Below are 24607 nucleotides of genomic sequence, written 5' to 3' on the forward strand. Positions count from 1 at the left end.
TCGGCCCGTGATCCGCAGCCGACCCCCAGGGGTCGGCTTTTTGTTTTGTGCGCCTCAACCAGATCAGGAGTCAGTCATGATCGTCAAAGCCCTGCGGGTCGGCCTCGGCCAGCTCATCGTTTTCGGCGACTGGATCAGCCGCCCGGCCAAGAAGAAGCGTGATGCCTCGGCCCAGGCGCGCGTTGAGCAGGAAGCCAAGGGCCTTGCCCTGTATCAGTTCCACGCCTGCCCGTTCTGCGTGAAAACCCGGCGCACCCTGCACCGCCTCAACGTGCCGGTGGCACTGCGTGACGCCAAGAACGATGCCCAGCACCGCCAGGCGCTGCTCGAAGGCGGTGGCCGGGTGAAGGTGCCATGCCTGCGCATCGAAGAAGGCGACAAGGTGACCTGGATGTATGAGTCCAAGGACATCATTGCCTACCTGGACAAGCGCTTCGCTTAGAGGCTACAAGCCATCGCGGGGCAAGCCCGCTCCCACGCCAGATACCGGCGTGGGAGCGGGCTTGCCCCGCGATAACTCAACTCAATCCACCATCGGCACATGCCGCGGATGGCTGGCCACGCGCGCCAACCAGGCTTGCACTGCCGGATAGGCAGAAAGATCGAACCCGCCCTGATGCGCCACATGGGTGTAGGCGTACAACGCCACGTCGGCAATCGAATACTGGTCGCCGACCAGGTACGGCGTCATCTCCAGCTGCTTGTTCATCACCTTGAGCGCCTTGTAACCGCCCTTGTGCAGCCCCTTGTATTCCTCCAGTCGCTCGTCCGGCAGCCCCAGGTAAAACTGGATGAACCGCGCCACAGCGATATACGGCTCATGGCTGTACTGCTCGAAGAACTGCCACTGCAGCACCTGGGTACGCAGGCGTGGCTCGCTGGGCAGGAACTCGCTGCCATCGGCGAGGAAGTTCAGGATGGCGTTGGACTCCCACAGGCAAGTGCCATCCTCCAGCTTGAGCACCGGCACCTTGCCATTGGGGTTCATGGTCAGGAACTCGGGGGTTTCGGTCTCGCCCTTGAGAATGTCCACCGCCTGCCACTCGTACGGGCGGCCCAGCAAGCTGAGCATCAGCTTGACCTTGTAGCAGTTGCCCGATTGGTAATCGCCATACACCTTGTACATCGCCCCTCCCCTTTCACGCAGTTGCACAACCGTGGCCAATAGTTGGCGACTGTACGGCTAAATGCAATGCCTGCTGTATGGCAAGGATCAAGCCATGGCACGGTAGCCTGAAAAAAATGCTTACACCTGTACAAGGAATTCACCCTATGACCGATGCCACCACCGTGCCCCTGCGCCCGCTGGCAGACAGCTCCCCCTCGGCGGTAGTCGCCGGTTTCATCGCCATGCTCACCGGCTACACCAGCTCGCTGGTGCTGATGTTCCAGGCCGGCCAGGCGGCGGGCCTGACCAGCGCGCAGATCTCGTCGTGGATATGGGCGCTGTCGATCGGCATGGCGGTGTGCAGCATCGGCCTGTCGCTGCGCTACCGCACGCCGATCACGGTGGCCTGGTCGACGCCCGGCGCGGCCCTGCTGATCACCAGCCTCGGCGGCGTGAGCTACGGCGAGGCCATTGGCGCCTACATCACCTGCGCCGTGCTGGTGCTGATCTGCGGGTTAACCGGCAGCTTCGAACGGCTGGTCAAGCGTATTCCCGCGTCGCTGGCCAGCGCCTTGCTGGCGGGCATCCTGTTCAAGATCGGCAGTGAGATCTTCGTCGCCGCCCAGCACCGTACCCTGCTGGTGCTGGGGATGTTCTTCAGTTACCTGCTGGTCAAGCGCCTGTCGCCGCGCTATTGCGTGCTGGCCGCGCTGCTGGTGGGCACCGCGCTGTCCGGCGCGCTGGGCCTGCTGGACTTCAGCGGCTTCCAGCTCGAGGTAGCCACCCCGGTGTGGACCACGCCCAGCTTCTCGCTGGCGGCGACCATCAGCATCGGCATCCCGTTGTTCGTGGTGGCGATGACCTCGCAGAACATGCCCGGGGTCGCCGTGCTGCGCGCCGACGGCTACCAGGTGCCGGCTTCGCCGCTGATTTCGGCCACTGGCTTGGCTTCGCTGCTGCTGGCACCGTTCGGTTCGCACGGGGTCAACCTGGCGGCCATCAGCGCGGCCATCTGCACCGGGCCGCACGCCCATGAGGACCCGCGCAAGCGCTATACCGCCGCGGTCTGGTGCGGGATTTTCTACGGTATCGCCGGTATCTTCGGCGCCACCCTGGCGGCGCTGTTCGGCGCCCTGCCCAAGGAGCTGGTGCTGTCGATCGCTGCGCTGGCGCTGTTCGGTTCGATCATGAATGGCCTGAGCGTGGCCATGGGCGAGGTTCGCGAGCGTGAGGCGGCGCTGATCACTTTCATGGTGACAGCGTCGGGGTTCACCCTGTTCTCGATCGGGTCGGCGTTCTGGGGGATTGTGGCGGGGGTGCTGACCTTGCTTATCCTCAGCCCGCGCAAGGGCTGAAAACGCTATCGCGGGGCAAGCCCGCTCCCACGCATACCTTGCACGTGGGAGCGGGCTTGCCCCGCGATTGGATCACCACGGCCAATCACAAGCGGAAGTGCCCCACCATCCCCTTCAGGTCATCCCCCAGCCGCGCCAGTTCAACGCTTGAGCGGGCATTGTCCTCCATCGCCAGCGCCGCCTGATCGGCACTGCCACGGATCTGCGTGACACTGCGGCTGATCTCCTCGGCCACCGAGCTTTGCTGCTCGGCCGCCGCGGCGATCTGCTGGTTCATCTGCTGGATCAACGACACCGCCGCGGCAATGCTGCCCAGCGCGCTTTCGGTCTGCAGCGCATCGGCCACCGCCAGGCGCACCAGCTCGGTGCTGCCACGGATCTGCGTCACCGACTGCTGGGCATTGCCACGCAGGCTGGCCACCAGGCGCTCGATCTCTTCGGTGGACTGCCGGGTACGCCGCGCCAGGGCGCGCACTTCATCGGCCACCACGGCGAAGCCACGCCCCTGCTCACCGGCGCGAGCGGCCTCGATGGCGGCATTGAGCGCCAGCAGGTTGGTCTGCTCGGCGACACTCTTGATCACCTCCAGCACGTCGCCGATGGTGTGGATCTCGGCACTCAGGCTGTCGATCCCGCAGCTGGCGGTCTCGGCGGCGGCGGCCAGCTGCTCGATGCGCTGCATGCTCTGGCGCACCACCTGCTGGCCGGACTCGACCTTGTCGTCGGCGGCCTGGGCCGCTTCGGCCGCCTGCTCGGCATTACGCGCCACATCATGCACGGTGGCGGTCATCTGTTGCATGGCGGTGGCCACCTGCTCGGTCTCGTCCTTCTGGCTGCCGACTTCGCGGTTGGTCTGCTCGGTCACGGCCGACAACGCCTGGGCGTTGCCGGCCAACTGCTCGATGCCTTGCTGCAGGCCGCTGACGACACCGGACAAACCCTCGGCCATCTGCTGCATGGCCTGCAACAACTGGCCGACCTCGTCCTTGCGCGGCGCCTCGGCCTCGATGGCCAGCTCACCGGCGGCGATGCGCCGGGCACGGATGATCACCCGCTTGAGCGGCGCGACCACCGCGCGGGTGATCAGCCAGGCCGCCAGCACCCCGACCAGCAGCGCCAGCGCGGTGGCGGCGGCAATGGCCACGGCATTGCGTGCGAGCTCGGCCTGCATCGCCTGTTCCTGTGCGCTGTAGGCCTGGTCGACCCGCGCCGTGACCTGTTCGGCGCGGGCCTGCAACTGGGCCTTGATGCCTTGCTCCTGCGCCAGCAGGTCGGTGTATTCATTGAGTTTGTCGGAGAAGCTGGCGATATGCCCGGCCACCTCGCCCAGCACGCTCTGGTAACCGGCATCGCTCACCGCGCCCTTGAGCTGCTCGACCAGGCTGGCCGCCTCCACCGTCTGCGCAATGCGCCCCTGGCCCACCTCGCCGCCCTTGCGGCTCTGCTCCAGGCGCACCCGGGCTTCATCCATGGCCTGCAGCATCAGCCGTGACACCTGCGCCACCTGGCCGGCCTGTTCGAGAAACTCGCCGCCCTGCTGGCCTTGCGACTGCTTGAGGGTGTAGGTGCCGTCATCGGCCAGGCCGGCCTGCAGCACATCGAGGTTGTTGGCCACGCTGGACACCGACCAGCTGGCCATGTCCAGCGCCAGCTCCTTGCCCTGCACCGCTTGGACGAACTGGTCGAACGCCTGGCCGTAGGCGCCGAGTTCGCCTTCGGTCGAGGCTAGCCCCGGCAGGCCACGGGCGCGCTCGAGCAGGCCCTGCAGGCCAGTGCGCAGCGCATCGGCTTCGGTGATGTCGGAGCGCAGGGCGAACGCCTGCTCGTGCTGGCGCAGGCGCAGCAGGTCGGTATTGAACTGGGCCATCTGGCGCAAGCCGTCGAAGCGCTGGCCGACGCTGAACAGCGCGTAGACGCCGATGGCTGCCACCAGCAGTGTCAGCAGCAGCACCAAGGCAAAGCCCAAACCGAGCTTGCGGGCCATGCCCAGATTGGCCAGAACACCGTGCTTGGTCACCGCCATCACCGATTCCCCTCTGCCTTGTCGGGCTTTTCCGAGAAGCAAGAGTGACAACGGCGGCAGCCACCTCACAAGAGCTTGGCGTCAGAATGGTGTCATTTAGCTATGAGCGTGTCGCTTTCAGGCCGCTGGAGGTCGCCCCGCATGTCGGAGGAACGCCTGGGCGCGGACGTCCTGCCCGTACGCGACATTGATGCGCAGCCAGTCACACGCCCGCCCCTGGGGGTCGAAGGCGCTGCCGGGCGTGAGCAGCACGGCATGTTCCAGCGCCAGACGCTCCAGAGCGGCAAAGTCGCGCCCGGGCGAGCGGGCCCAGACGAACATGCCGCCACAGGGTTCGCACAATACCTCCCACCCCCACGCCTCCAGTTGCCCGAGGAGCTTGGCCATGTGCTGCCCCAGGCGCACGCGCAGGCGCTGGATGCTCTTGCGGTAGCTGCCATTGGCAAGCATCTGGCCGATCACCTGCTCGGCAAAGCGGCAAGTGCCGATGCCGCTGACCATCTTCAACTCGGCCAGGCGGGCGATCAGCGCCGGTTCCGCGACCAGGTAGCCCACCCGCAGCGAACTGCTGAGGGTTTTCGAGAAGCTGCCCAGGTAGATCACCCGCTGCTCGCTGTCGAGGGTGGCCAGGCGGGTGGCCGGGCCTTCCTGGAAGTCGGCGTATAGGTCGTCCTCGATGATCCGCAGGTCATGCTCGCGGGCCAGTTCCAGCAGGCGATAGGCGACCTTGGGGGTCAGGCTGGTGCCGGTGGGGTTCTGGTACAGGCTGTTGGTGAACAGGCAGCGTGGCCGGTGCTCGACCAGCAGCCGCTCGAGTTCGCCAATGTCCGGCCCGGTGGGCGTGCGGGGCACTTCAAGCATGCGCACGCCGTGCTGGCGCAGCAGGTTGAACAGGTTGTAGTAGCCGGGGCGCTCCACCAGCACCGTGTCGCCCGGCGCCAGCAGGGTGCGTACCAGCAGGTCGAGGGCATGGCTGATGCCCTGGGTGGTGAGGATGCGCTCGGGCTCGGCGCTGATATCGAGCCGCGCCAGGCCCTTGTGCAGTTGCAGGCGCAGGCTGGCCAGGCCCAGGGGCGGGCAGTAGTCGAACAGCGCCTCGGGCTCGCCGCGACTGACCTGGCGCACGGCCTGCGCCAGTTCCGCCTCGGCGCGCCAGGCTACCGGCAGCCAGCCGCAGCCGAGCTTGAGCAGCGCTTCATGGCCTTCACGGAACAGGCGCCAACTGCCGTCGGTAGCCTCGCCCCAGGCGCTGCCGGCATCCACTTGTTGCCCTGGCTTGCGTTCGGCAACGAAAAAACCGGCACCGTGCCGCGCCACCAGCCAGCCGCTGGCCACCAGGCGGTCGTAGGCCTCGATCACGCAGGACGCACTTACCGCCTGGGCCTTGGCCAGGGTGCGGATCGACGGCAGGCGGGCGCCGGGGCGCAGGCGTTGCTGTTCGATCCAGGCTTGCAACTGTTCGGTCAGTTGCTGGACCAGGGGCGTTGGCTGCAGGCGATCCAGATTCAGGTGCATGGCAAGTGTTCGCTGATTTTGGGCGAACAGTTAAGCACAAATGCCTGGGGAGTGTGCCTTGTTGGGCAACCCCACAGCCGCGATGCTGCCGACAGACACTCCCCCTTTACGGATGCCCTCATGCCCACCCGCTATGCCCCGGCCCTGCTGGCCTTCGCGCTGTGTCTGATCACCCTCGCGGTGAACCTGCAGGCACCGCTGTACATCACCTATGCCGAACTCGCCGGCCGTGGCGCCGCAGCCACCGCCGTGGCCTTCTCCGGCTATGTGCTCGGCGTGCTGCCGGTGCTGCTGGCCCTTGGCGGGCTGGCCGACCGGGTCGGGCGACGCCCGCTGATCATCGCCGCCCTGGCCCTGTCGATGCTCGCCACGCTGATCATGCTGCTATTCCCAAGCCTGCAGGCACTGGGCGTCGCGCGCATGCTCCTGGGGCTGGGTACCGGGCGGGCATCGGCCACGGCCACCGCCTACATGGGCGAACTGATGGCGGGCAGCGACAGCGGCCGCGCCGCCAGTTGGGTCACGGCCAGCACCTCGCTGGGCTTCGGCCTGGGCGCGGCGCTGACCAGCCTGTGCCTGCTGCGCGGGCCCACCCTGGCACCGGCGAGCTTTCATCTGCAACTGTTGCTCGCGGGCATCGCAGTGCTGCTGGTGTGGCGACTGCCCGACCCGCGCCCGGCGCAGCGCAGCGCCATGCTGCGTCTGCCTTGCTACCCCGCCGGCAGCCTGGCCTACGGCCTGGCGATCCTGCTCGCGTGGGCCTGTGTCGGCCTGGTGATCGCCCTGCTGCCGGGGATCCTGCGCCAACACGACCTGAGTGCCTGGTCGGGGTTCTCGACCTTCTGCGTGATCAGTTGCGGGCTGCTGTTCCAGCCCATGGCCCGGCGCCTGCCAAGCGCCCAGGCCACACTGCTCGGACTGCTGATTCTGCCCTGCAGCTATGGATTGCTGGCCTGGGGCGCCGACAGCGGCCAGCTGGCCGGTGTGCTGCTGGGCGCGATTGCCGCCAGCAGTGCCTGCTACGGTTTTATCTACCTGGGTGGGTTGGCTGCGGTGAACCAGCTCGCCGGCAGCGAGAAGACCCGGGCCAGTGCCGGGTTCTTCCTGCTGGCGTATCTGGGGTTCAGCCTGCCGGTGATCTTTACTGGATTGCTCAGCGACAGGCTGGGGTCGCGCCTGGCGCTGAGCGTATTCGGCACGGTGTTGCTGCTGGGGTGTGCGGGGGTGGCGTGGCGGTTGTGGATAACCTGGCCGGCCCGTTCGCGGGTGAACCCGCTGCCACCTGCCCAGCGCTGACGGGTCAATCAGATCGCCAGCGCACCGCCATCAACGGTCAGGCTGTGCCCGGTGGTAAACGCGGCGCCATCACTGCACAGGTACAGCACCGCGCTGGCGATCTCCTCGACCTTGCCGATGCGCCCGACCGGATGCATCGCCGCGGCGAACTCGGCCTTGCGCGGGTCGGCCTCGTAAGCACGGCGGAACATGTCGGTGTCGATCACCGCCGGGCATACCGCGTTCACCCGGATGCCCTTCTTCGCATACTCGATCGCCGCCGACTTGGTCAGGCCGATCACCGCGTGCTTGGACGCGGCATAGATGCTCATCTTCGGCGCCGCCGACAGGCCCGCCACCGAGGCGGTATTGACGATCGCGCCACCACCCTGGGCCAGCAGCAAAGGCAGCTGGTACTTCATGCACAGCCACACACCCTTGACGTTGACGCCCATGATGGCGTCGAACTCGGCCTCGCTGCCCTCGGCCAGGCGGCCCTTCTCGATCTCGATACCGGCATTGTTGAAGGCGTAGTCCAGCCGGCCATAGGCCTGCACGGTCTTCTCGTGCAACTGGCGCACATCGCTGTCGCGGGTCACGTCGCAAGCAACGAAAAGGGCCTCGCCACCCGCCTCACGGATCAGCGCCACCGTGGTTTCGCCGCCGGCCGCATCCAGGTCGGCCACCACCACTTTCAGCCCCTCGGCGGCGAACGCCTGGGCCGTCGCCCGGCCGATACCCGCCGCACCGCCGGTGACCAGGGCTACCTGGCCGGAGAAGGTCATGCTCATTGCTGGCTCCTGCATGGAGAAATTGAGTCGAGGCTGAGTCTAGTCAGCCCGCCTGCCGGCTGGGCAGCATCATCAGGGGCACGGTTGGACTACTATCGTTTGCGGTGATTTTGCGTGACGCAGTACATAATCACAGCCGATCATCGACCCTCTTTTAACCTGTTCAGGAGAATCCGCCATGCCCCAGACCAACCGCCGTTTCCTGCTGGCAAAGCGTCCGGTCGGCGCCGTGCGCCGCGACGACTTTACCTTCGAGCAGGTACCGGCTGACGAACCCGGCGCGGGCCAGATTCAGGTGAAGAACCTGTACCTGTCCCTCGACCCGGCCATGCGCGGCTGGATGAATGAAGGCAAGTCGTATATCCCGCCAGTTGGCCTGGGCCAGGTGATGCGTGCCCTCGGCGTGGGCGAAGTGGTTGCCTCGCAGCACCCGGACTACAAGCCCGGTGACCACGTAAGCGGCGCCTTGGGCGTGCAGGATTACTTCACCGGCGAACCCCAGGGCCTGCACAAGATCGACCCACGGTTGGCCCCCCTGCCCCGCTACCTCTCCGCCCTGGGCATGACCGGCATGACCGCCTACTTCGCCCTGCTCGACGTCGGCCAGCCCAAGGAAGGCGAGACCGTTGTGATCTCCGGTGCGGCAGGCGCCGTGGGCAGCATCGCCGGGCAGATTGCCAAGCTCAAAGGCTGCCGCGTGGTCGGCATCGCCGGCGGCGCACAGAAATGCCAGTACCTGCTCGACGAGCTGGGCTTCGACGGCGTCATCGACTACAAGGCCGAGGACGTGCTGGCGGGCCTGAAGCGTGAATGCCCGAAGGGTGTGGACGTTTACTTCGACAACGTCGGCGGCGATATCCTCGACGCGGTGCTGTCACGCCTGAACTTCAAGGCGCGGGTGGTGATCTGCGGCGCCATCAGCCAGTACAACAACAAGGAAGCGGTCAAAGGCCCGGCCAACTACCTGGCGCTGCTGGTCAACCGTGCGCGCATGGAAGGCTTCGTGGTGATGGACTACGTCAAGGAGTACGGCAAGGCCGCACAGGAAATGGCCGGCTGGCTGGCCAGCGGCAAAGTGAAAAGCAAGGAAGATGTGGTCGAGGGGCTGGAAACCTTCCCAGAGACGCTGCTCAAGCTGTTCAGCGGGGAAAACTTCGGCAAGCTGGTGTTGAAGGTCTGATGTCCCGGGGCTGCAAGGCAGCCCCGGCAGGCTCGAATCAGCCGCGGATTTCAGCGACCACAGCGGCCAGCGCCTGCGCCGGATCCGCCGCCTGGCTGATCGGGCGACCGATCACCAGGTAGTCGGAACCTGCATCCAGCGCCTGGCGCGGGGTCAGGATCCGGCGCTGGTCGTCCTGGGCACTGCCCGCCGGGCGGATACCCGGGGTGACCAGTTGCAGCGACGGGTGCGCGGCCTTCAGCGCCGGGGCCTCCAGCGCGGAGCACACCAGGCCGTCCATCCCGGCCTTCTCGGCCAGTGCCGCCAGGCGCAATACCTGCTCCTGCGGTTCGATATCCAGGCCGATTCCCGCCAGGTCCTCACGCTCCATGCTGGTCAGCACGGTCACGCCGATCAGCAATGGCTGTGGGCCGCTGCGCTTGGCCAGCTCCTCACGGCAGGCCGACATCATGCGCAGGCCACCGGAGCAGTGCACGTTGACCATCCAGACGCCCATTTCGGCTGCAGCCTTGACCGCCATCGCCGTGGTGTTTGGGATGTCGTGGAACTTGAGGTCGAGGAACACTTCGAAACCCTTGCTGCACAGGGTTTCGACAATCCCCGAAGCGCTGCTGGTGAACAGTTCCTTGCCGACCTTGACCCGGCACAGCGCCGGATCGAGCTGGTCAGCCAGCTTCAGGGCGGCGTCACGGGTAGGGAAATCCAGGGCGACGATCAGGGGCGTCTGGCAGGCGGACATGGGCGCGGTCTCTTGGCAAGTCGTAAACGGCGCGCATTGTAAACGAAGTGGCATGGCCTTTGGGGGCCGCGGGTCATGAGAATTGGCCTGGCAGTGGGCCACTCCTATAATTGAACCATCGCACACGGCCATGGTTCGAATACCATGCAGGTGCTGTCATCTTCAGTTTGTAGGAGAACATCGATGCCTTGGTATGCCTGGTTGATACTCATCGTCGCCCTTGGCTCGATCGTTGGCGGGCTGATGATGCTGCGGGATACGGCGAAAAAACTGCCGTTGACCGAGGAGCAGTTGAAGAAAGTCCACGAGCGCAATGCCGAGGCGGATGCCAAGGATGCGCAAGACCGCTGAACAACATTGCCGTCATGAAGAGCCGACCAGCGGGTGCCGATCGGCTCCAGCCTGCTTTACTCGACCATCAGCTTGTCACGATTGCGCTCCAGCAGCGCTTTGCCTATGCCCTTTATCTCGAGCAGTTCATCCACGGAGGTGAACGGCCCGTTGGCATCACGGTAGGCGACAATGGCCTGTGCCTTGGCCTGACCGATGCCGTTCAGTGCTTTTTGCAGGGTTTGCGCATCGGCCGTGTTCAGATCTACCCGATTGTTTGCCTGCTCGGCCGGCATCACTGCTGGCACTGGCTCGGCAGGCATGCTGGTGGGGGCAGCGCTGAGCGAAAAGGAAAACCCGGCAAAAAGCGGAAGCAGCAGGTACGACAGGACAGTGTTACGCATGGGAAGTCACTCCTTGAGGCTAATTGAAAGGCAACGTTTCCTTGGTTGCCCTGCTACGGTAGATGGCCGTGCTGCCCACGGCAAACCGCTCAAGGTGCGAGTATTTTTCGAGATAATTCAAAGCGTTGAAGCAAAGAAAAGCCCGGCATCAGGCCGGGCTTTTTCCTATGGTTCCAGCCGACGCTGCTGGTAGATCCAGTCGACAATTTCGCCATCTGGTGCATAACCGCTCACCGTTTCCCGCAGCAGTTGGCGCACCCGCCCGTAGTCATCCGTCGCCACCGCCGTCAACAACTGGCCAAGGCGATCCTTGAGCGCTTCCCACGCCAGGTGGTCCTCATGGGCGCTCATGATCATCGGATGGCGAGTGGCCTCGACGTTGTCGCCGATCAGCAGCTCCTCATAGAGCTTCTCGCCAGGACGCAGGCCAGTGAACTCGATGGCGATGTCCCCAGCTGGATTACGCTCGCTGCGTACGCTCAGGCCCGAGAGATGGATCATCTTCTCCGCCAGCTCGACGATCCTCACCGGCTCGCCCATGTCCAGCACGAACACATCGCCGCCCTGCCCCATGGAGCCGGCCTGAATCACCAGTTGCGCGGCTTCCGGGATGGTCATGAAGTAGCGTGTGATCTTCGGGTGGGTCACGGTCAACGGCCCACCAGCCTTGATCTGCTGGCGGAACAACGGGATCACCGAGCCCGACGAACCCAGTACATTGCCGAAGCGCACCATGGTGAAACGGGTGGAGTTGATCTGCGAGACATTGCGATTGTCGCCCAGCAACACAGGGGAGCTCTCCCGGCTCAGCGCCTGCAGGATCATCTCGGCCAGGCGCTTGCTGCTGCCCATGACGTTGGTGGGGCGCACCGCCTTGTCGGTGGAGATCAGCACGAAGTTGGCGACACCGGCCTGCATCGCCGCCTGCGCGGCATGCAGCGTCCCCATGACGTTGTTCAGCACGCCTTCGGCGATATTGTGCTCGACCATCGGCACGTGCTTGTAGGCGGCCGCGTGGTAGACGGTCTCGACCTGCCAGGTCTGCATGATGTGCAGCAACTTGTTGGCATCGCGCACCGACCCCAGGATCGGTAGCAGTCGAACGCTCAGTGACTCGCGCTGGCAACGCTGTTCCAGCTCGGTGAGGATGCTGTAGAGGTTGAACTCACTGTGCTCGAACAACAGCAAGGTGGTCGGCCCAAGCCCCATGATCTGCCGGCACAGCTCAGAACCGATCGACCCCCCGGCACCAGTCACCATCACCACCTTGCCGGTGATGCAGCGCTGCAACAGGCCGGCCTCGGGCGGTACCGCATCGCGCCCCAGCAGGTCGGCGATATCGACCTCCTGGATATCATCGACCTTGACCCGACCACTGGCCAGGTCCATCAGCCCGGGCACACTGCGCACATGCAGCGGGAATCCTTCAAGGTAAGTGAGGATCTCACGTCTGCGCCCACGGCTCGCTGAGGGTAGCGCCATGAGGATTTCCTGGGCGCCCGTGGCATCGATCATTCGCTGGATATTGCGCGATTTGAATACTGGCAAGCCGGAGATGACCCGATCGGCAATGCCTGGGTCATCATCAATGAACGCCACGGGACGCATCGAGCGGCCCATGCGCAAGGCAGCCACCAATTGGTTGCCTGCTGCCCCGGCACCATAGACGGCCACACGCAACAGCCCATCATCGCGATTGGTGAAGGGGACGTGCTGGGCAGTGGTAAACCAGTCGCCGATGAAATACTGACGCATCACCAGGCGCAGGCCGCCGAGCATGACCAGGCTCAACCACCAGTAGTTGAAGACGATCGAGCGAGGCACGAGGGTGGCATGGTTGCTGTACCAGTAGACGACCAGCGCCAACAGCAGTGAGGAAAGCCCGACGGCCTTGAAGATGACCATGAGTGCATCGTTGCCGAAGTACCGCATCACCGCCCGGTACATGCCGAAACGGATGAAGATCGGAATGGCGATCGCGGGGGCGGCCAGGAACAGCCACGGATGGTTGAGCACCGGGCTGCCGGCGTCCTCGAACCCCAGGCGCACGATGAACGACATCCACAGCGCAACCCAGACCAGCAGCAGGTCTACAGCGACTTGAAGCGCCCTTTTGTAGCGACGCGGCAGCCCCAGCAGGGCTGCCCTCAATTTATCCATCATCAGAGTTGATCCCGCCTCCGCATCCCGCGGATATGACGTCAATATTCAGTAAACACGGTTACCGCATGATACCGGTCATGGCCGATATGCTCTTAGTTTTCTTGCTTGCCAGCGTCGAACTTGAGGGCCAATACAAGCAAAGGACTATACGCGATCAACAGCCCCAGCAAACCATCCAGTTGCCAATGAACGACCACAACAGCGATGGGCAGCAACCAGAGCAGGTTGATTGCCAGTACCGCCAAGGTCACTCGCTTGTGGCTCTTGTAACGGCGCGAGGCGAACTGATAACCATGGCTGCGATGGGCCTCGTAAACCTTCTCTCCCCGTAGCAGGCGCCGGCCCAGGGTGAACGTCGCATCAACCACGAACACACCCAGCAGGATCAGCCAGGCCCAGAACAGCTGCGACGACTGCCAGGCCGCGACAAGCGAGAGCCCGCCCAGCACGATGCCGAGAAAACCGCTGCCCGCATCGCCCATGAAGATTCGTGCCGGAGGGTAGTTCCAGAACAGGAAGCCCGCCACCGCGCCCGCCAGCAACAGTGGGGCCCAGATCAGCGAGGTCTCGCCCGCCAGCCAGTAGAGCAGGCAAGCGCTCAGGCAGGCAGTGATCGCCTCGACGCTGGCGATGCCGTCGATGCCATCCATGAAGTTGTAGAGGTTGAGCATCCAGACCAGGTAGAAAGCGGCCAGCACATGCCCGGCCCATCCCAATGACCAGCTCATGCCGAACACTTGCAGGGGGGGAAGGCCACCGAGCCAGGCCAGCGCCCAGATCGCAGCGCAAAAATGCCCGAGCAAGCGCCAGCGCGCCGCAATATGACCGTGGTCGTCCATGAAACCAATGACAGCGACCAACAGCCCGGCACCAAACAATGCGACGAGTGAAGCACTGTCCAACAGGCCAGCCCAGGCCAGCAGGGGCTGCGCCAGCAGGAACGCCACCACTATCGCCACGCCACCACCGCGAGGTGTCGGCAGTGTATGAGAGCTACGCGCGTTGGGGATGTCGATGATGCTTCTGGCCAACGCGTAACGGCGCAACAACGCCGTCATCACCAGCGAGATGACGACAATCAGGGGGAGTAACCAATAGATCATTTGCGAACTGAATCCTGATAGTGCCGGGCGGTGGCCGACAATGCGGCATCCACCTTGACCGGCGGGGTCCACCCCAGCAGTGTGCGGGTTTTGTCTATATTCACCGCCAATGAGCCACACAGGCGTTGCGACAGCGCCTTGCGCCCCAGGCAGGTGGCGCCCAGGGTCAGCACCCAGGCGGGGATGGGCAGCAACCGGGCCGGTTTGCCCAGTGCCGCCGCCATGCGCCGCAGCAGCTGTGTCGTCGACAGGTCTTCGCCATCGCTGGCCAGGAAAATCTGATTGGTAGCCGCAGGGTGTGATACGCAGGTCACGATCAGGTCGACCAGGTTGTCCAGTGCAACCAGGCTGCGCTGATTGCCGATGGCGCCAAACGGCAATACCACACCGCGGTCGAGCCAACGCATCATGGCCAGGAAGTTGGCTTTGACTCCTGGGCCATAGACCAGCACCGGTCGAATGATGACCACCTCGATCGCGCCCTCGGTCGCCAACTGAAGCAGTTGCTGCTCGGCCTCATGCTTGGATACGCCATAAGGGTCCTGAGGCGCAGCGGTATCATCGGCACGGTAGGCGCTGCCAGGGGGCGTACCTTCTCCGTTGACCTTGATTGAGCTGATGAACACGAAACGTTTGACGCCAGCAGCCGCTGCCTGGCGTGCCAGGTTGAGCGTGCCCTGGACATTGACCCGGCGAAACGCAGCCAGCGGGTCCGCTTCGGTGTCGTTCATCACATGCACGCGGGCTGCGCTGTGGATGACCACGTCCACACCGCCCAATGCAGCCTGCCAACCATCATTCTCGGCGAAGTCCTTGCATAGCACAGCCTGCGCTGGCGACGGCACATCGGCTGCTTCACTGCGCACAGCGCAGCGCAAATCGCCGCAGCCATCAGCCAGCAGACGCCGGGCGACCGCCGAACCGACGAACCCCGTTGCTCCGGTCAGGAAGACTCGTTGAGCCATGCCGGGCACTCAGGCTTTACGCCAGACAGTGCGATTGATGTAGTCGGTGTAGCTCAGCACCACGCGCACGACCTGCTGCGAAACCGGGCCGCCCTCATAATCAGGGACCACAGGGATCTGCCGCTGGCCGGCCTGGTGCTGGCTGGTGATCACCTTGACAGCTGCCAGTACCGACTCGGCCTTGAGGCCGCTCATGATCAGCGTGCCTTCGTCCATCCCCTCCGGCCGTTCGTGGGCATTGCGCAGGGTCACCGCCGGCAGGTTCAGCAACGAGGCTTCTTCGGTGATGGTGCCACTGTCGGACAGTACACAGAACGCAGACATCTGCAGCTTGATGTAGTCCAGCAGGCCGAACGGCTTGACGAAGCGGATCAGCGGATGGTCCAGGTTCTCACCCAGGCTTTCCAGGCGCTTGCGGGTACGTGGGTGGGTCGAGACGATCACCGGGTAACCGTACTGCTCCACCAGGGCACGCAGGGTGGCCAGGAAGTCGCGCAGGTTGTCCGGGCTGTCCACGTTCTCTTCACGGTGAGCGCTGACGATGAAGAACTTGCCGGCTTCCAGGCCGCTGCGCGCCAGCACGTCGGAGGCTTCGATCTTCGGCATGTAGTACTCGAGCACTTCATGCATGTGCGAGCCGGTCTTGATGATGGTTTCCGGGCGGATACCCTCGGCGATCAGGTAACGGCGGGCATGCTCGGTCAACACCATGTTGATGTCGGACAGGTGGTCGAGCACCTTGCGGTTGAGCTCTTCGGGAACACGCTGGTCAAAGCAGCGGTTGCCCGCCTCCATGTGGAACACCGGAATCTTGCGGCGCTTGGCGGCGATTACCGCCAGGCAGGTATTGGTATCCCCGTAGAGCAGCAGCGCGTCGGGCTGTTCCTGCTCGAATACTGCGTCGGCCTTGGCGATCACCTCGGCGATGGTCTGCGCGGCAGTCTCGCCAGCGGCACCGAGAAAATGATCGGGCTTGCGAATTTCCAGGTCGTCGAAGAACACCTGATTCAGTTCGAAGTCGTAATTCTGCCCGGAATGCACCAGAACATGGTTGACCTGGCGATCGAGCTCGGCGATCACCCGACTCATCTTGATAAGCTCGGGGCGGGTACCGACCAGGGTCATGACCTTAAGCATTCAGTTGCTCCTTGATGTAGTCCAGTTTCAACAGCAACTGCTTGACGCCCGCGATATCAAGGCGTTCGGTGTTGTGCGAGGTGTAGTCTTCCAGCTCGGAGATCTTCTCCTCGCCTTCGACGAAGTACTTCTTGTAGTTGAGGTCGCGATTGTCGGCGGGAATGCGGTAGTAGCGCCCCATGTCCTCGGCCTTGGCCATCTCTTCACGGGATACCAGCGACTCGTAGAGTTTCTCGCCGTGACGGGTGCCAATCACCCGCAGCGCGCTGTCGCTGGCAAACATCTCTTTCAGCGCCTGAGCCAGGTCGCCCACGGTCGAAGCCGGGGCTTTCTGTACGAAAAGATCCCCTTGCTCGCCATGCTCGAAGGCGTGCAGCACCAGGTCGACGGAGTCTTCCAGCGACATCAGGAAGCGGGTCATGGCCGGGTCGGTGACGGTCAACGGCTCGCCGTTGCGCATCTGTTCGATGAACAGCGGGATCACCGAGCCGCGTGATGCCATGACATTGCCATAGCGTGTGGAGCAGACCACCGTGCCACCCTGCGGGATCATCCGCGACTTGGCCACCACCAGCTTCTCGGCCATCGCCTTGGAAATACCCATCGCGTTGATCGGGTAGACGGCCTTGTCGGTCGACAGCACCACCACTCGCTTGACGCCAGAGGCTATGGCGGCATTGAGCACGTTCTCGGTGCCGATGACATTGGTGCGCACGGCCTCCATCGGGTAGAACTCACACGAAGGCACCTGCTTGAGGGCCGCAGCGTGGAAGATGTAGTCGACGCCTACCATGGCCTGTTTCAGGCTGTCGCTGTCGCGTACATCACCGATGTAGAACTTGACCTTGTCATTGGCCAGGGCGATGCGCATGTCTTCCTGCTTTTTCTCATCGCGAGAGAAAATGCGGATTTCACGCACGTTGGTATCGAGGAAACGCCGCAACACCGTGTGACCGAAGGAGCCGGTGCCTCCGGTGATCATCAATACCTTATTGTCGAACATAGAACCTTCCCAGCAGGTGCGTGCAGCCAACGCGGTGCACGAAATGATATGAACGCATGCCAATTATGATGCTGGCCATGCCTGAAGCGTCACCCAGGCACACGCAAAGCCATGCACATCAACCAGGCCTGGTGCACAGGACTATCAAGCGGCTTGCCATTCTGCCTGATCGTAACGGAGCTGGCCCATCGCACGGCTGACGCATCATACAGGCTACGGCACACTTTTGACGAAGGCCGCATCCACATCGACATCATTGATCACGCCCAGCATGGCAACGAGTCTCGGCCGCTGACGTTTTTGCAGCGTTTTCAAAGCGCCACAGCCAGGCGAGGAGGAAGCCCCACAGGAAGAATGAAACGATACCAGGGTAAGGCTGGCGCATCCCGACCTTGAGTGAGTTGTCAATCAGCAGGATAAACAACACGACCACTGTAACCGCCAACATTCCTGGCTCGTTAAAAATTCGATTCGCCTGCTTAAAAATACAATGGAGCGTGTGCAACATCAGCATGAGCAACGGCGCAAGCGCCAGAAAGCCAAAATTATAAACAAGATCAAGGTAGTAATTATGAGCACTTGGGAAAACGCTTCGCTCAGGGGGGCGCTCATGCCCCAGGAGGAAGGCCGTCCAACTTTCTTGTACCCCCTCAAGGTAAAAGTCCCAAAATTTCAATCGTTCGATCAAATTGAGCGGAACCGCGAGGCGCTTACCCTCCTCGCCACCAGCGCATGCTGCTGTAACGGCGGTGGTTGCCACTCGCGGAACGCCGGCGGTCGAAGCAGAAGGCTGTGCCGGCCCCGTAGTGACTGGCGATTTTTTTTGCACAGGCTGTACGACAGGCTTAGCCGCAGCAAACAGCATATTGAACTTGAGCGAGTGCAACGGACTTCCGGACGCATACACTACCCCCCCTCCCAAACCTGCCGCCAATAGAGCCGCCAGAACCAGAACCCGAACACGGTGAACGCCCGCGAACAGATTTGTCACCATGAATATCAGCCCCCCCGCCGACAAAAGGAACAGGGCAAGCACCGAGATTGAGAGCGCTGCATAGGCTCCTATCAGCCCTCCAAGCACCAGCAACCATGCATGTGTCGATTTATCACACCAAAGCGTATAAAGCGCGATCAGGTACCCGCCGACAAATATAACCGGCACATACTGCAACCCCTGATAGACCCCAAACAATAATGCTGACTCGCTTAATATCCGCTTTTCCAAAACCACCGTAGCAACCAGCTGCAGACTTATTACAACCAGCAGGACAGCAAGCACCCCTCGCGCCAGGCCACGCAGAGCATCGCATATGCTACCAGCCTGCACGCCTGCAATTAATGCAAACATCGGCAGCAAATACTGCAGCATTAAAACAAGCTTACTCATGTTAATACCGACGCCAGACTCTTGCGCAAACGCCAACAAGCTCAAGCACATCGCCACGAATGAAGAAAAAATGACGAGCAACACCCTGCGCGCACGCGCATACCCACCCATGAGCACTATACCCGCACAACAAAAAACCACAGACAGGGGAATGGGAAGCGAAGCCAGCCGCCCGCCACTGTCATAATAATTATCCGCATGATAAAGACCGAGCCCCCACTGAACAAACATGGGGGTGAACAAGCCGATCACCAACAGCAGCATTCCCCACCCCTGCTGCCCTGCACCAACACCAGCCATCCTCCGCAGGTTCGACACCATCCGACCGCCTCGATATTTTTCCATGATCACAGACCAATCTTCACTTAAATAGAAAACCAGTGATAGAACAGCACCAACCAGATACAAGCTCGCCAGGTAGGTTTCACCCATGCCAAAAAACAAGAGCGGCACACAACCAACCAGAAGCAAGTTCGCCAACACATCGGAGCCAAAAACATCGCATCCGGCACGGTTCTGCAGGAGCTGCAATCGTAATTGCTGAGCGAGAACCATTACCGTCCCTCCAACCAAAGAGCAGCTAACGGCCATCCAGAAAACATGACTCTTTGATGTCCAGGCCAACAGCTCCGGGACATGCCAAACTGAAAGCGCCAGCGTGATACCCGCCAACGTCATTGCCAGCAGAAGAATATTGAAGAGCTTTCTGAATTTACTATTTCTGAGCGACGCTTCATTGCGAACCATCGTCGCACCCAGTGCCTGGGAAAAAACTGCGCCCATGATGCCGCCAAGGGCAAACGCAGCAAACAGGTCACCCGCACTTTGTTTGCCGAGCAACAGAATCATGAAGAGCCGAATTATATATACGGAAGCACCAATCGCCAGTGTTGAACCGAAATGAGGTAACAATTTGCGCAAACCACTAAACATGCCCACACCACACACCAGCGCCTGCCGGAATAAATTACTCCCTATACAGCTCAGCAACGGCGAACATGCCCAAATAAAGGTCACTGCAATGACCGCCCTGTCAAAAATGATGGCCATCGACACGAGTATCAAGGCAGCGCATTGGATCAGGGTAAACCCAATGCATTCACCAAATCGCTGATGCCGTTCCTGCTCACTGAGAAAAACTTCAGCCAACCATTCCATGGCCCGTCTAAAAATCAACAGGGCAATGAATGCTTCCCGCCCCTGCAGACTACCAGCGCATAGCAACCAGGCTGCAATACACAATGGCACTAGCAGCAACATTCGCCAGCGCAGAATCTGGGGCGCCCACAAAGAGCTTGCGTCAGAAATAATCAGGCTGCGCGCGTTGCCTGAAAATGAATAGAACAGTGCCACTGTAGCACCATGAACCAACCCCACCTCAGCCGCCACTTCTGATTTACCAAACAAACTCAGAGCGATCATCAGAACCATCATGGCGAATAGGTTGGTCATTACCGCTACAGGAAAAGCAAATACGTGCATCATGACTCTCTGACCGGGTTATCAGTTTCTACGTGCGACTGCCTAATAGGCATACCTGTGATACGCCGAGAAAACCCACCATCAGAGACTGGTGGCCTTACGCCATCATTCGAACTTGCTTCATAAGGCGCGAGTACCGACTGCGGCCAGTTAAAACCCAACCACTTATAAAGCAATCAGACAGAGCAAAACCGAGAAATAACATCCCAGCAACGCACACTCACAACCAACCAAAATAGTGGCTGTAAATATATATGGAACGGGTGACTTCGGAAGGTGACTATACACTCACGACAAGTCAGATCAGCGTGGAGGGAAGAAAATCAGAATAATCCTACGGTCAACGCTCACAATTCCATGATTGATGGAGATTTTGCGCCTGACTGCAAGGCGAGAATATCGAGAACCTCGGAGTGGATAACACTGTCGGGATCCCAAGAGGCCCAGTTGCCGAAAAACGGCACGCCCAAGTACATGGTCGAGTGTTCAGCGCCTTGGGCTAGGCGAGGTCTATGCAATCCCTGCAATTAAACGATTGAGAGCTAAACGAGCAACTGGTAGGAACTGCCATCGCGCCAGAACCGCAGCGCATGACGCCGGATGAGGTAAACGCCATACCGGCGACAGCCCATATTCACTGCGCTTCACCAGTGACACGACATCGAACACATTGACGGCGCCGCTCGTACGCTGGACTTCCATCGTGCAGGCATAACGGGAATGTTCTGCTTGAGAACTGTGGTGCCGGGATTGTAGGCATCAAGTCTTGCTCTCGACATGATGCCTACTTGATCAGGCTTATACCCCGCGAGAGATACTCGCGGCCAGACAAGTCTCTGCTTGCCTGACACACAAAGCGCCTGGCACTTGCTGCTGGCGCTGGACTGAGCCCTTCAGCGGCCCATCTTCATACCGCGGATCAGCTCCCCCCAGGCGGGCGCTACATAACCCGTTGCCTCACGGAAACGCGCCCCATCGAGCGAACGATCAATCTCCAGCGTGGCGTCCGGTCGGATCTCGATCTGCTTGCCATATTCGGCTGCAACCAACCCCAGCAGATCGAACTTGGCGATCGGCTCTGCAGCAACATGATAAAGCCCGCAGAGTGCAGGACGGGGAATGACAAAGTCTTTCATGACCCGTGCCAGCTCAACGGTCGGCAAACCGGAAAATATGGCCTTGGTGAACCCTCTCACGCTACCTTGCTGGGACAGGAACCAGTCGACCAGCGCATGGCTGGAGCCCAGCTCATGCCCGATGATCGAGGTGCGCAGGGTGATCGCGTTGGGTGCGTCATGCAGTTCGCCGATGTACTTGGATTTACCGTACAGGTCCTCGGCATTGGAGAGATCGCTTTCCAGGTAGTTGCCCTTGCGCCCGTCGAACACGCAGTCGGTACTGACGTGGATGAGCCGTGCGCCAGCCAGATTGCACAGCCGAGCCAGACGGTGCGGCAACATGGCGTTGATGGGCAACGCAGTGAGCGGGTCCTTGGCATCGGCCAACTGCTTGATCAGGCCGACGCAGTTGATCACTACATCGGGGCGCACCTTGCCCAGCACCGCAGCCAAGGCGTCCTGGTCGAGTACATCGATACCGCTGATCAGGCGGTCGTGGCTGGCCAGGGGAAAGTGACGCAAGGCCGCCTGGCCGCGCAATGTGCCCCATGTTTCGTGCGCAGGGTCTGCACCAAACACGCGAAAAACGGCATTGCCCAGCATGCCGGTTACACCCAGAACCAGAATTTTCATCACTTCCCTCAAAAAACTGAGGCCGGCTCAGCGCCGGCCAGTAAACCGCTTCAAACGCCCCAAGGCTTGAGTGACCAGGTGCCGGGCAAAATCGCGCTCGTCTGGTTGCATGATGCTCCAACTGAACAGGCAGGCCGGAATGATCATCAGCATCGACCAGGACAGGACCTGTTGCTCATGCCAGCACAGCCAGGAGGCCAGGATGATCAATGCCAGCGCGGCAAACCACTGGCCGACCCGACGCAGTGGAAGCCTGGCGCCATGTACCCTCCACAAGCGCCAGCCAAGGAAAACCAGGTACGCGATATACGCCAGCAGATAAGCCACGCCGACCCACTCGATACCATACGGCAGCAACAGCAGCGCGACAGACACAAAGACCAGGCTCCAGAGCCCTTCGGCCAACGCGTAGCCTTTCATGTCGGCGCGGGCCATCAGCGTGGTAGACATGACCCAGCCCAGCACTCGCACAAAGTCGCCTAGCAGCACCCAGCGCAGCACGTCGAGTGCAGGCAGGAACGCCTTGCTGAACAACAGGTTCATCACCAGCGGCTTGAAAACCACCAGACTGACGACCAGCGGCAAGGATAGCATCAAAGCAAAATGGAATGCCTTGGACAGTGCGGCGTGCAAGGCGTGGCCATTCGCCGTCTTGCTCAACTCCGGCAGCAGGTAGCTTTGCAGCGAAGTCAGAAATAATGCTAGGTACATGGCACTGATGCTCCAGGCCGCATCGAACTGGCCAGCCCCTTCCAGGCCATACAAGTGCACGGCACTGGCCCGGACCACCAGGATGCATCCCATGGTCAACATCAGCGACAACAGCGACGGCAGTGCCACCTGCAGAAAACGTATCGTCGCCTCACGACTGGCACCTCTGGGCGCAAGCTCGGCGAGGCTGCCGAGGTAGCCGAGCCGACGCACATGGACAAGTGCGATCAGCAGTGCCGGCACCAGCCCCCCTCCCACCATCAGCACCAGCAGTTCCGGGTAGCCCCGACTGAAAGCCAGCCCCGCCGGCAAAGCGACCAACGCCGCCCCCAGGCCGGTGAGCAGGTTGATCATCGCCACCGAACCATACTGCATGTCTGCCGTCAGTACCCCTCGCAGGAAGAACAGCAGCGTGCCGAGCGTGATGGGGATCACCAGCCAGCGCACCGCCGAGGCATGATCCCCGGCCAGCGCAAAATCGGCGATCAGATCAGCACCGGCAAGCACCGCACCGCACATGAGCAGGCTCATGCCCAGGAACACGTAAAGCGTGGAGAGGAAAAAGCGCTGCCGTGCAGTTCCGGTATGGCTGCTCATGCCCTGCACAACGGCGTTCTGTCCGCCTACCGAGGCCACCGACGAAAGCATTTGCTGCAGTTGGCGCAGCACCGAATACAGCCCCACACCCGCCGGCCCAGTGAGGACTGCCAGCAGCTTGACAGCCAACGCGCCGAACAGCAGGCCGAAAAACTGCCCGCTTGCGGTCTTGAACGTCGAAATCGCCATCCCTGGACTCATCGCGCGGTCTCCTGGCCGGCAATACTGCGGTTTGAAGGCGTGCCTGTCAGCAGTGACAACACCACGTAGATGAACAGCCCACCACTGAGTAGTGTCGCGGTCAACGAACTGACCGAAGCAACCAGCAAACAGACAATGCTCGCCACGATCAGTTCACGCCTGCCCGAAGCAAGGATACAGGCGGCGCAGAACGTAAACAGCAGGGAATAGGCAATTGCGCCGAACCAGCCGAACGCCAGTTTCGCATCGACGAAGAACACCGTGTTCGATCCCCCCTCCCCGCCCGGAGATGCTCCGTATTCGAAGACATATACCATCTTCTCCAGGTTCATTTTCGGCTCACCGTAAAGCAGGTGTACCAGGCTGATCGAGCGCCCGTAGGTGTTGTGCCCTTGCAGAACGATTCGCTGAAACTCCAGCCAGTTGTAAGCAGTGACATAAGGCACCCAGACAATTCGGTTAAGCAGCAAGGTCGCCTTTCCGGTGACAGTCGCCGGATCGAACCTGTACTCCTCCGTGTCGTATTTCACGGACAGGTAATACGGAAGCAGTGAGCGCTCCGGGGGAGCGATAGGTTCAGTGATCAGCGTGCCGGCCGGCAACCTCATGTCGGCAGCTTCGCTACTGGCCACGGCCGCACCAGTGTCCGCCGCCGGACTACTGTTGCCACCCATGGCCAGGAACGACATCAGCAAGATACTGCCCACCAACAGCAGCAGCACACACACCGAGGCCCTCCAGTTCTTCGCAAAGGCGTAATGCAGGACCAGAGGCAACAGCACGAAAATCGGCGCGGCCTTTTCCATGGATAACAGCGAGAGCACCAGCACCACCCCGAGCAAGGCAAACCTCGCGCGAGCGCCGGCCATGAAGGCTGCCACCAGAATCAGCGGTATGATCGAGCGACCGAGGATGAATACCGCGTAACGCAGCAGGCTTTCAAAACCTGTGAGCCCGGCTAGAAACTGGCTGCGCGAATGGGCGATATCCATGAGGCTGCCGCCGTTGAGAGCAACCAACAAAGGTACTGAGGGTGCCCGCCAGGAGACGTACGCCAGCGCCATGAGATAAATCAGCAAGCAGCCGCATGCCAGCGCTTCCCAACAAGAAGATGAAACATCGCGCATCACCGCCGCGCGGCGCGCCATGGAAACATAGAGTCGGGAAAAGTAAGGAAAACTAATGCCGTAGGACAAACTGAAAAGAAGCAGCAAGATCAGAAAATCCCTAGAGGATTCATCTCTGAACAAGTAATGCCCCAAACATGCGGCAGGCAGGTAGATCGCCAATATTACAAATATTGGGAAATGCCTTTTGATTTGCGCCGCATTGATAATAGAAATCATTTAGACAAACTCATACATGACAACCTCCTGCCAAACATTAC

Annotated in this window: 20 protein-coding genes and 1 pseudogene; 5 read left to right on the forward strand and 16 right to left on the reverse strand. The window is 61.6% G+C overall.

The annotated features are described in order from the left end of the window. Nucleotides 1-76: 76 nt before the first annotated feature. Nucleotides 77-442, forward strand: a complete 366-nt coding sequence (locus F6X61_RS12780; RefSeq protein WP_153786917.1) for a glutathione S-transferase N-terminal domain-containing protein — start codon at nucleotides 77-79, stop codon at nucleotides 440-442. An 81-nt stretch (nucleotides 443-523) separates the two neighbouring features. On the opposite strand, the gene F6X61_RS12785 is transcribed toward F6X61_RS12780, so the two are convergent. Beyond that, nucleotides 524-1126 carry a glutathione S-transferase family protein gene (locus F6X61_RS12785; protein ID WP_153786918.1) on the reverse strand — a complete coding sequence of 201 codons (603 nt, stop codon included), beginning with the start codon at nucleotides 1124-1126 and terminating at the stop codon, nucleotides 524-526. Between the two features lie 146 nt (nucleotides 1127-1272). On the opposite strand from F6X61_RS12785, the gene F6X61_RS12790 reads away from it, so the two are divergent. After that, entirely contained in the window at nucleotides 1273-2463 is a 1191-nt protein-coding gene (locus tag F6X61_RS12790; RefSeq protein WP_153786919.1) for a benzoate/H(+) symporter BenE family transporter, read from the forward strand. Nucleotides 2464-2548: 85 nt separating this feature from the next. Here the strand turns inward: F6X61_RS12790 and F6X61_RS27585 are convergent, their stop codons facing one another. The 3 genes and pseudogenes from F6X61_RS27585 to F6X61_RS12800 form a co-directional block, all read right to left on the reverse strand. Continuing rightward, the gene (locus tag F6X61_RS27585) at nucleotides 2549-3421 is read right to left on the reverse strand and encodes a methyl-accepting chemotaxis protein (RefSeq protein WP_371923700.1); all 873 of its coding nucleotides are present in this window, start codon (nucleotides 3419-3421) and stop codon (nucleotides 2549-2551) included. Between the two features lie 33 nt (nucleotides 3422-3454). Next, a pseudogene (locus tag F6X61_RS27590) lies at nucleotides 3455-4486 on the reverse strand (methyl-accepting chemotaxis protein); the annotation flags it as partial. 117 nt (nucleotides 4487-4603) lie between these two features. Further along, a complete protein-coding gene (locus tag F6X61_RS12800) occupies nucleotides 4604-6001 on the reverse strand; it encodes a PLP-dependent aminotransferase family protein (protein ID WP_153786921.1) in 1398 nt (465 codons plus the stop codon). A gap of 120 nt (nucleotides 6002-6121) precedes the next feature. On the opposite strand from F6X61_RS12800, the gene F6X61_RS12805 reads away from it, so the two are divergent. Further along, complete coding sequence (locus tag F6X61_RS12805; protein ID WP_153786922.1) at nucleotides 6122-7297, forward strand: MFS transporter; 1176 nt, start codon at nucleotides 6122-6124, stop codon at nucleotides 7295-7297. Between the two features lie 8 nt (nucleotides 7298-7305). Here the strand turns inward: F6X61_RS12805 and F6X61_RS12810 are convergent, their stop codons facing one another. Further along, entirely contained in the window at nucleotides 7306-8067 is a 762-nt protein-coding gene (locus F6X61_RS12810) for an SDR family oxidoreductase (protein WP_153786923.1), read from the reverse strand. Nucleotides 8068-8245: 178 nt separating this feature from the next. Here F6X61_RS12810 and F6X61_RS12815 point away from each other — a divergent pair, with 178 nt between their 5' ends. Next, the gene (locus F6X61_RS12815) at nucleotides 8246-9247 is read left to right on the forward strand and encodes an NADP-dependent oxidoreductase (RefSeq protein ID WP_153786924.1); all 1002 of its coding nucleotides are present in this window, start codon (nucleotides 8246-8248) and stop codon (nucleotides 9245-9247) included. A 37-nt stretch (nucleotides 9248-9284) separates the two neighbouring features. Here the strand turns inward: F6X61_RS12815 and pyrF are convergent, their stop codons facing one another. After that, nucleotides 9285-9986: an orotidine-5'-phosphate decarboxylase gene (pyrF, locus tag F6X61_RS12820; RefSeq protein WP_110992544.1), complete on the reverse strand. Its 702-nt coding sequence runs from the start codon at nucleotides 9984-9986 to the stop codon at nucleotides 9285-9287. A gap of 183 nt (nucleotides 9987-10169) precedes the next feature. Between pyrF and F6X61_RS12825 the strand changes: the two genes are divergently transcribed. Beyond that, a complete protein-coding gene (locus F6X61_RS12825) occupies nucleotides 10170-10337 on the forward strand; it encodes a DUF2897 family protein (RefSeq protein WP_110992543.1) in 168 nt (55 codons plus the stop codon). A gap of 56 nt (nucleotides 10338-10393) precedes the next feature. Here F6X61_RS12825 and F6X61_RS12830 read toward each other — a convergent pair whose 3' ends face one another. From F6X61_RS12830 to F6X61_RS12875, 10 genes are all read right to left on the reverse strand, one after another. After that, nucleotides 10394-10720 (reverse strand): ComEA family DNA-binding protein, encoded by a 327-nt coding sequence (locus F6X61_RS12830; protein ID WP_153786925.1) that lies wholly within the window; start codon nucleotides 10718-10720, stop codon nucleotides 10394-10396. A 165-nt stretch (nucleotides 10721-10885) separates the two neighbouring features. Further along, nucleotides 10886-12883, reverse strand: coding sequence for a nucleoside-diphosphate sugar epimerase/dehydratase (locus F6X61_RS12835; protein ID WP_178125811.1), 1998 nt, complete (start codon nucleotides 12881-12883; stop codon nucleotides 10886-10888). 92 nt (nucleotides 12884-12975) lie between these two features. Then, nucleotides 12976-13986: a glycosyltransferase family 4 protein gene (locus F6X61_RS12840; RefSeq protein ID WP_153786926.1), complete on the reverse strand. Its 1011-nt coding sequence runs from the start codon at nucleotides 13984-13986 to the stop codon at nucleotides 12976-12978. Further along, nucleotides 13983-14951: an SDR family oxidoreductase gene (locus tag F6X61_RS12845; protein ID WP_153786927.1), complete on the reverse strand. Its 969-nt coding sequence runs from the start codon at nucleotides 14949-14951 to the stop codon at nucleotides 13983-13985. Before F6X61_RS12845 ends, F6X61_RS12840 begins: the two co-directional genes overlap by 4 nt. A gap of 9 nt (nucleotides 14952-14960) precedes the next feature. Beyond that, the gene (gene wecB / locus F6X61_RS12850) at nucleotides 14961-16088 is read right to left on the reverse strand and encodes a non-hydrolyzing UDP-N-acetylglucosamine 2-epimerase (RefSeq protein WP_153786928.1); all 1128 of its coding nucleotides are present in this window, start codon (nucleotides 16086-16088) and stop codon (nucleotides 14961-14963) included. Continuing rightward, nucleotides 16081-17091, reverse strand: coding sequence for a nucleoside-diphosphate sugar epimerase/dehydratase (locus tag F6X61_RS12855; protein ID WP_153786929.1), 1011 nt, complete (start codon nucleotides 17089-17091; stop codon nucleotides 16081-16083). The genes wecB and F6X61_RS12855 overlap by 8 nt, the downstream gene beginning before the upstream one ends. A gap of 253 nt (nucleotides 17092-17344) precedes the next feature. Beyond that, on the reverse strand, nucleotides 17345-19963 hold the full coding sequence (locus F6X61_RS12860; protein ID WP_153786930.1) for a hypothetical protein: 2619 nt from the start codon (nucleotides 19961-19963) through the stop codon (nucleotides 17345-17347). Between the two features lie 890 nt (nucleotides 19964-20853). Continuing rightward, the gene (locus F6X61_RS12865) at nucleotides 20854-21711 is read right to left on the reverse strand and encodes an SDR family oxidoreductase (protein ID WP_153786983.1); all 858 of its coding nucleotides are present in this window, start codon (nucleotides 21709-21711) and stop codon (nucleotides 20854-20856) included. 27 nt (nucleotides 21712-21738) lie between these two features. After that, nucleotides 21739-23208 (reverse strand): oligosaccharide flippase family protein, encoded by a 1470-nt coding sequence (locus F6X61_RS12870; protein ID WP_178125812.1) that lies wholly within the window; start codon nucleotides 23206-23208, stop codon nucleotides 21739-21741. A gap of 8 nt (nucleotides 23209-23216) precedes the next feature. Continuing rightward, nucleotides 23217-24566: a hypothetical protein gene (locus F6X61_RS12875; RefSeq protein WP_153786932.1), complete on the reverse strand. Its 1350-nt coding sequence runs from the start codon at nucleotides 24564-24566 to the stop codon at nucleotides 23217-23219. Between the last annotated feature and the right edge of the window lie 41 nt (nucleotides 24567-24607).

The organism is Pseudomonas sp. EMN2, from assembly GCF_009650555.1.
In the GTDB taxonomy this organism is placed as follows: domain Bacteria; phylum Pseudomonadota; class Gammaproteobacteria; order Pseudomonadales; family Pseudomonadaceae; genus Aquipseudomonas; species Aquipseudomonas sichuanensis.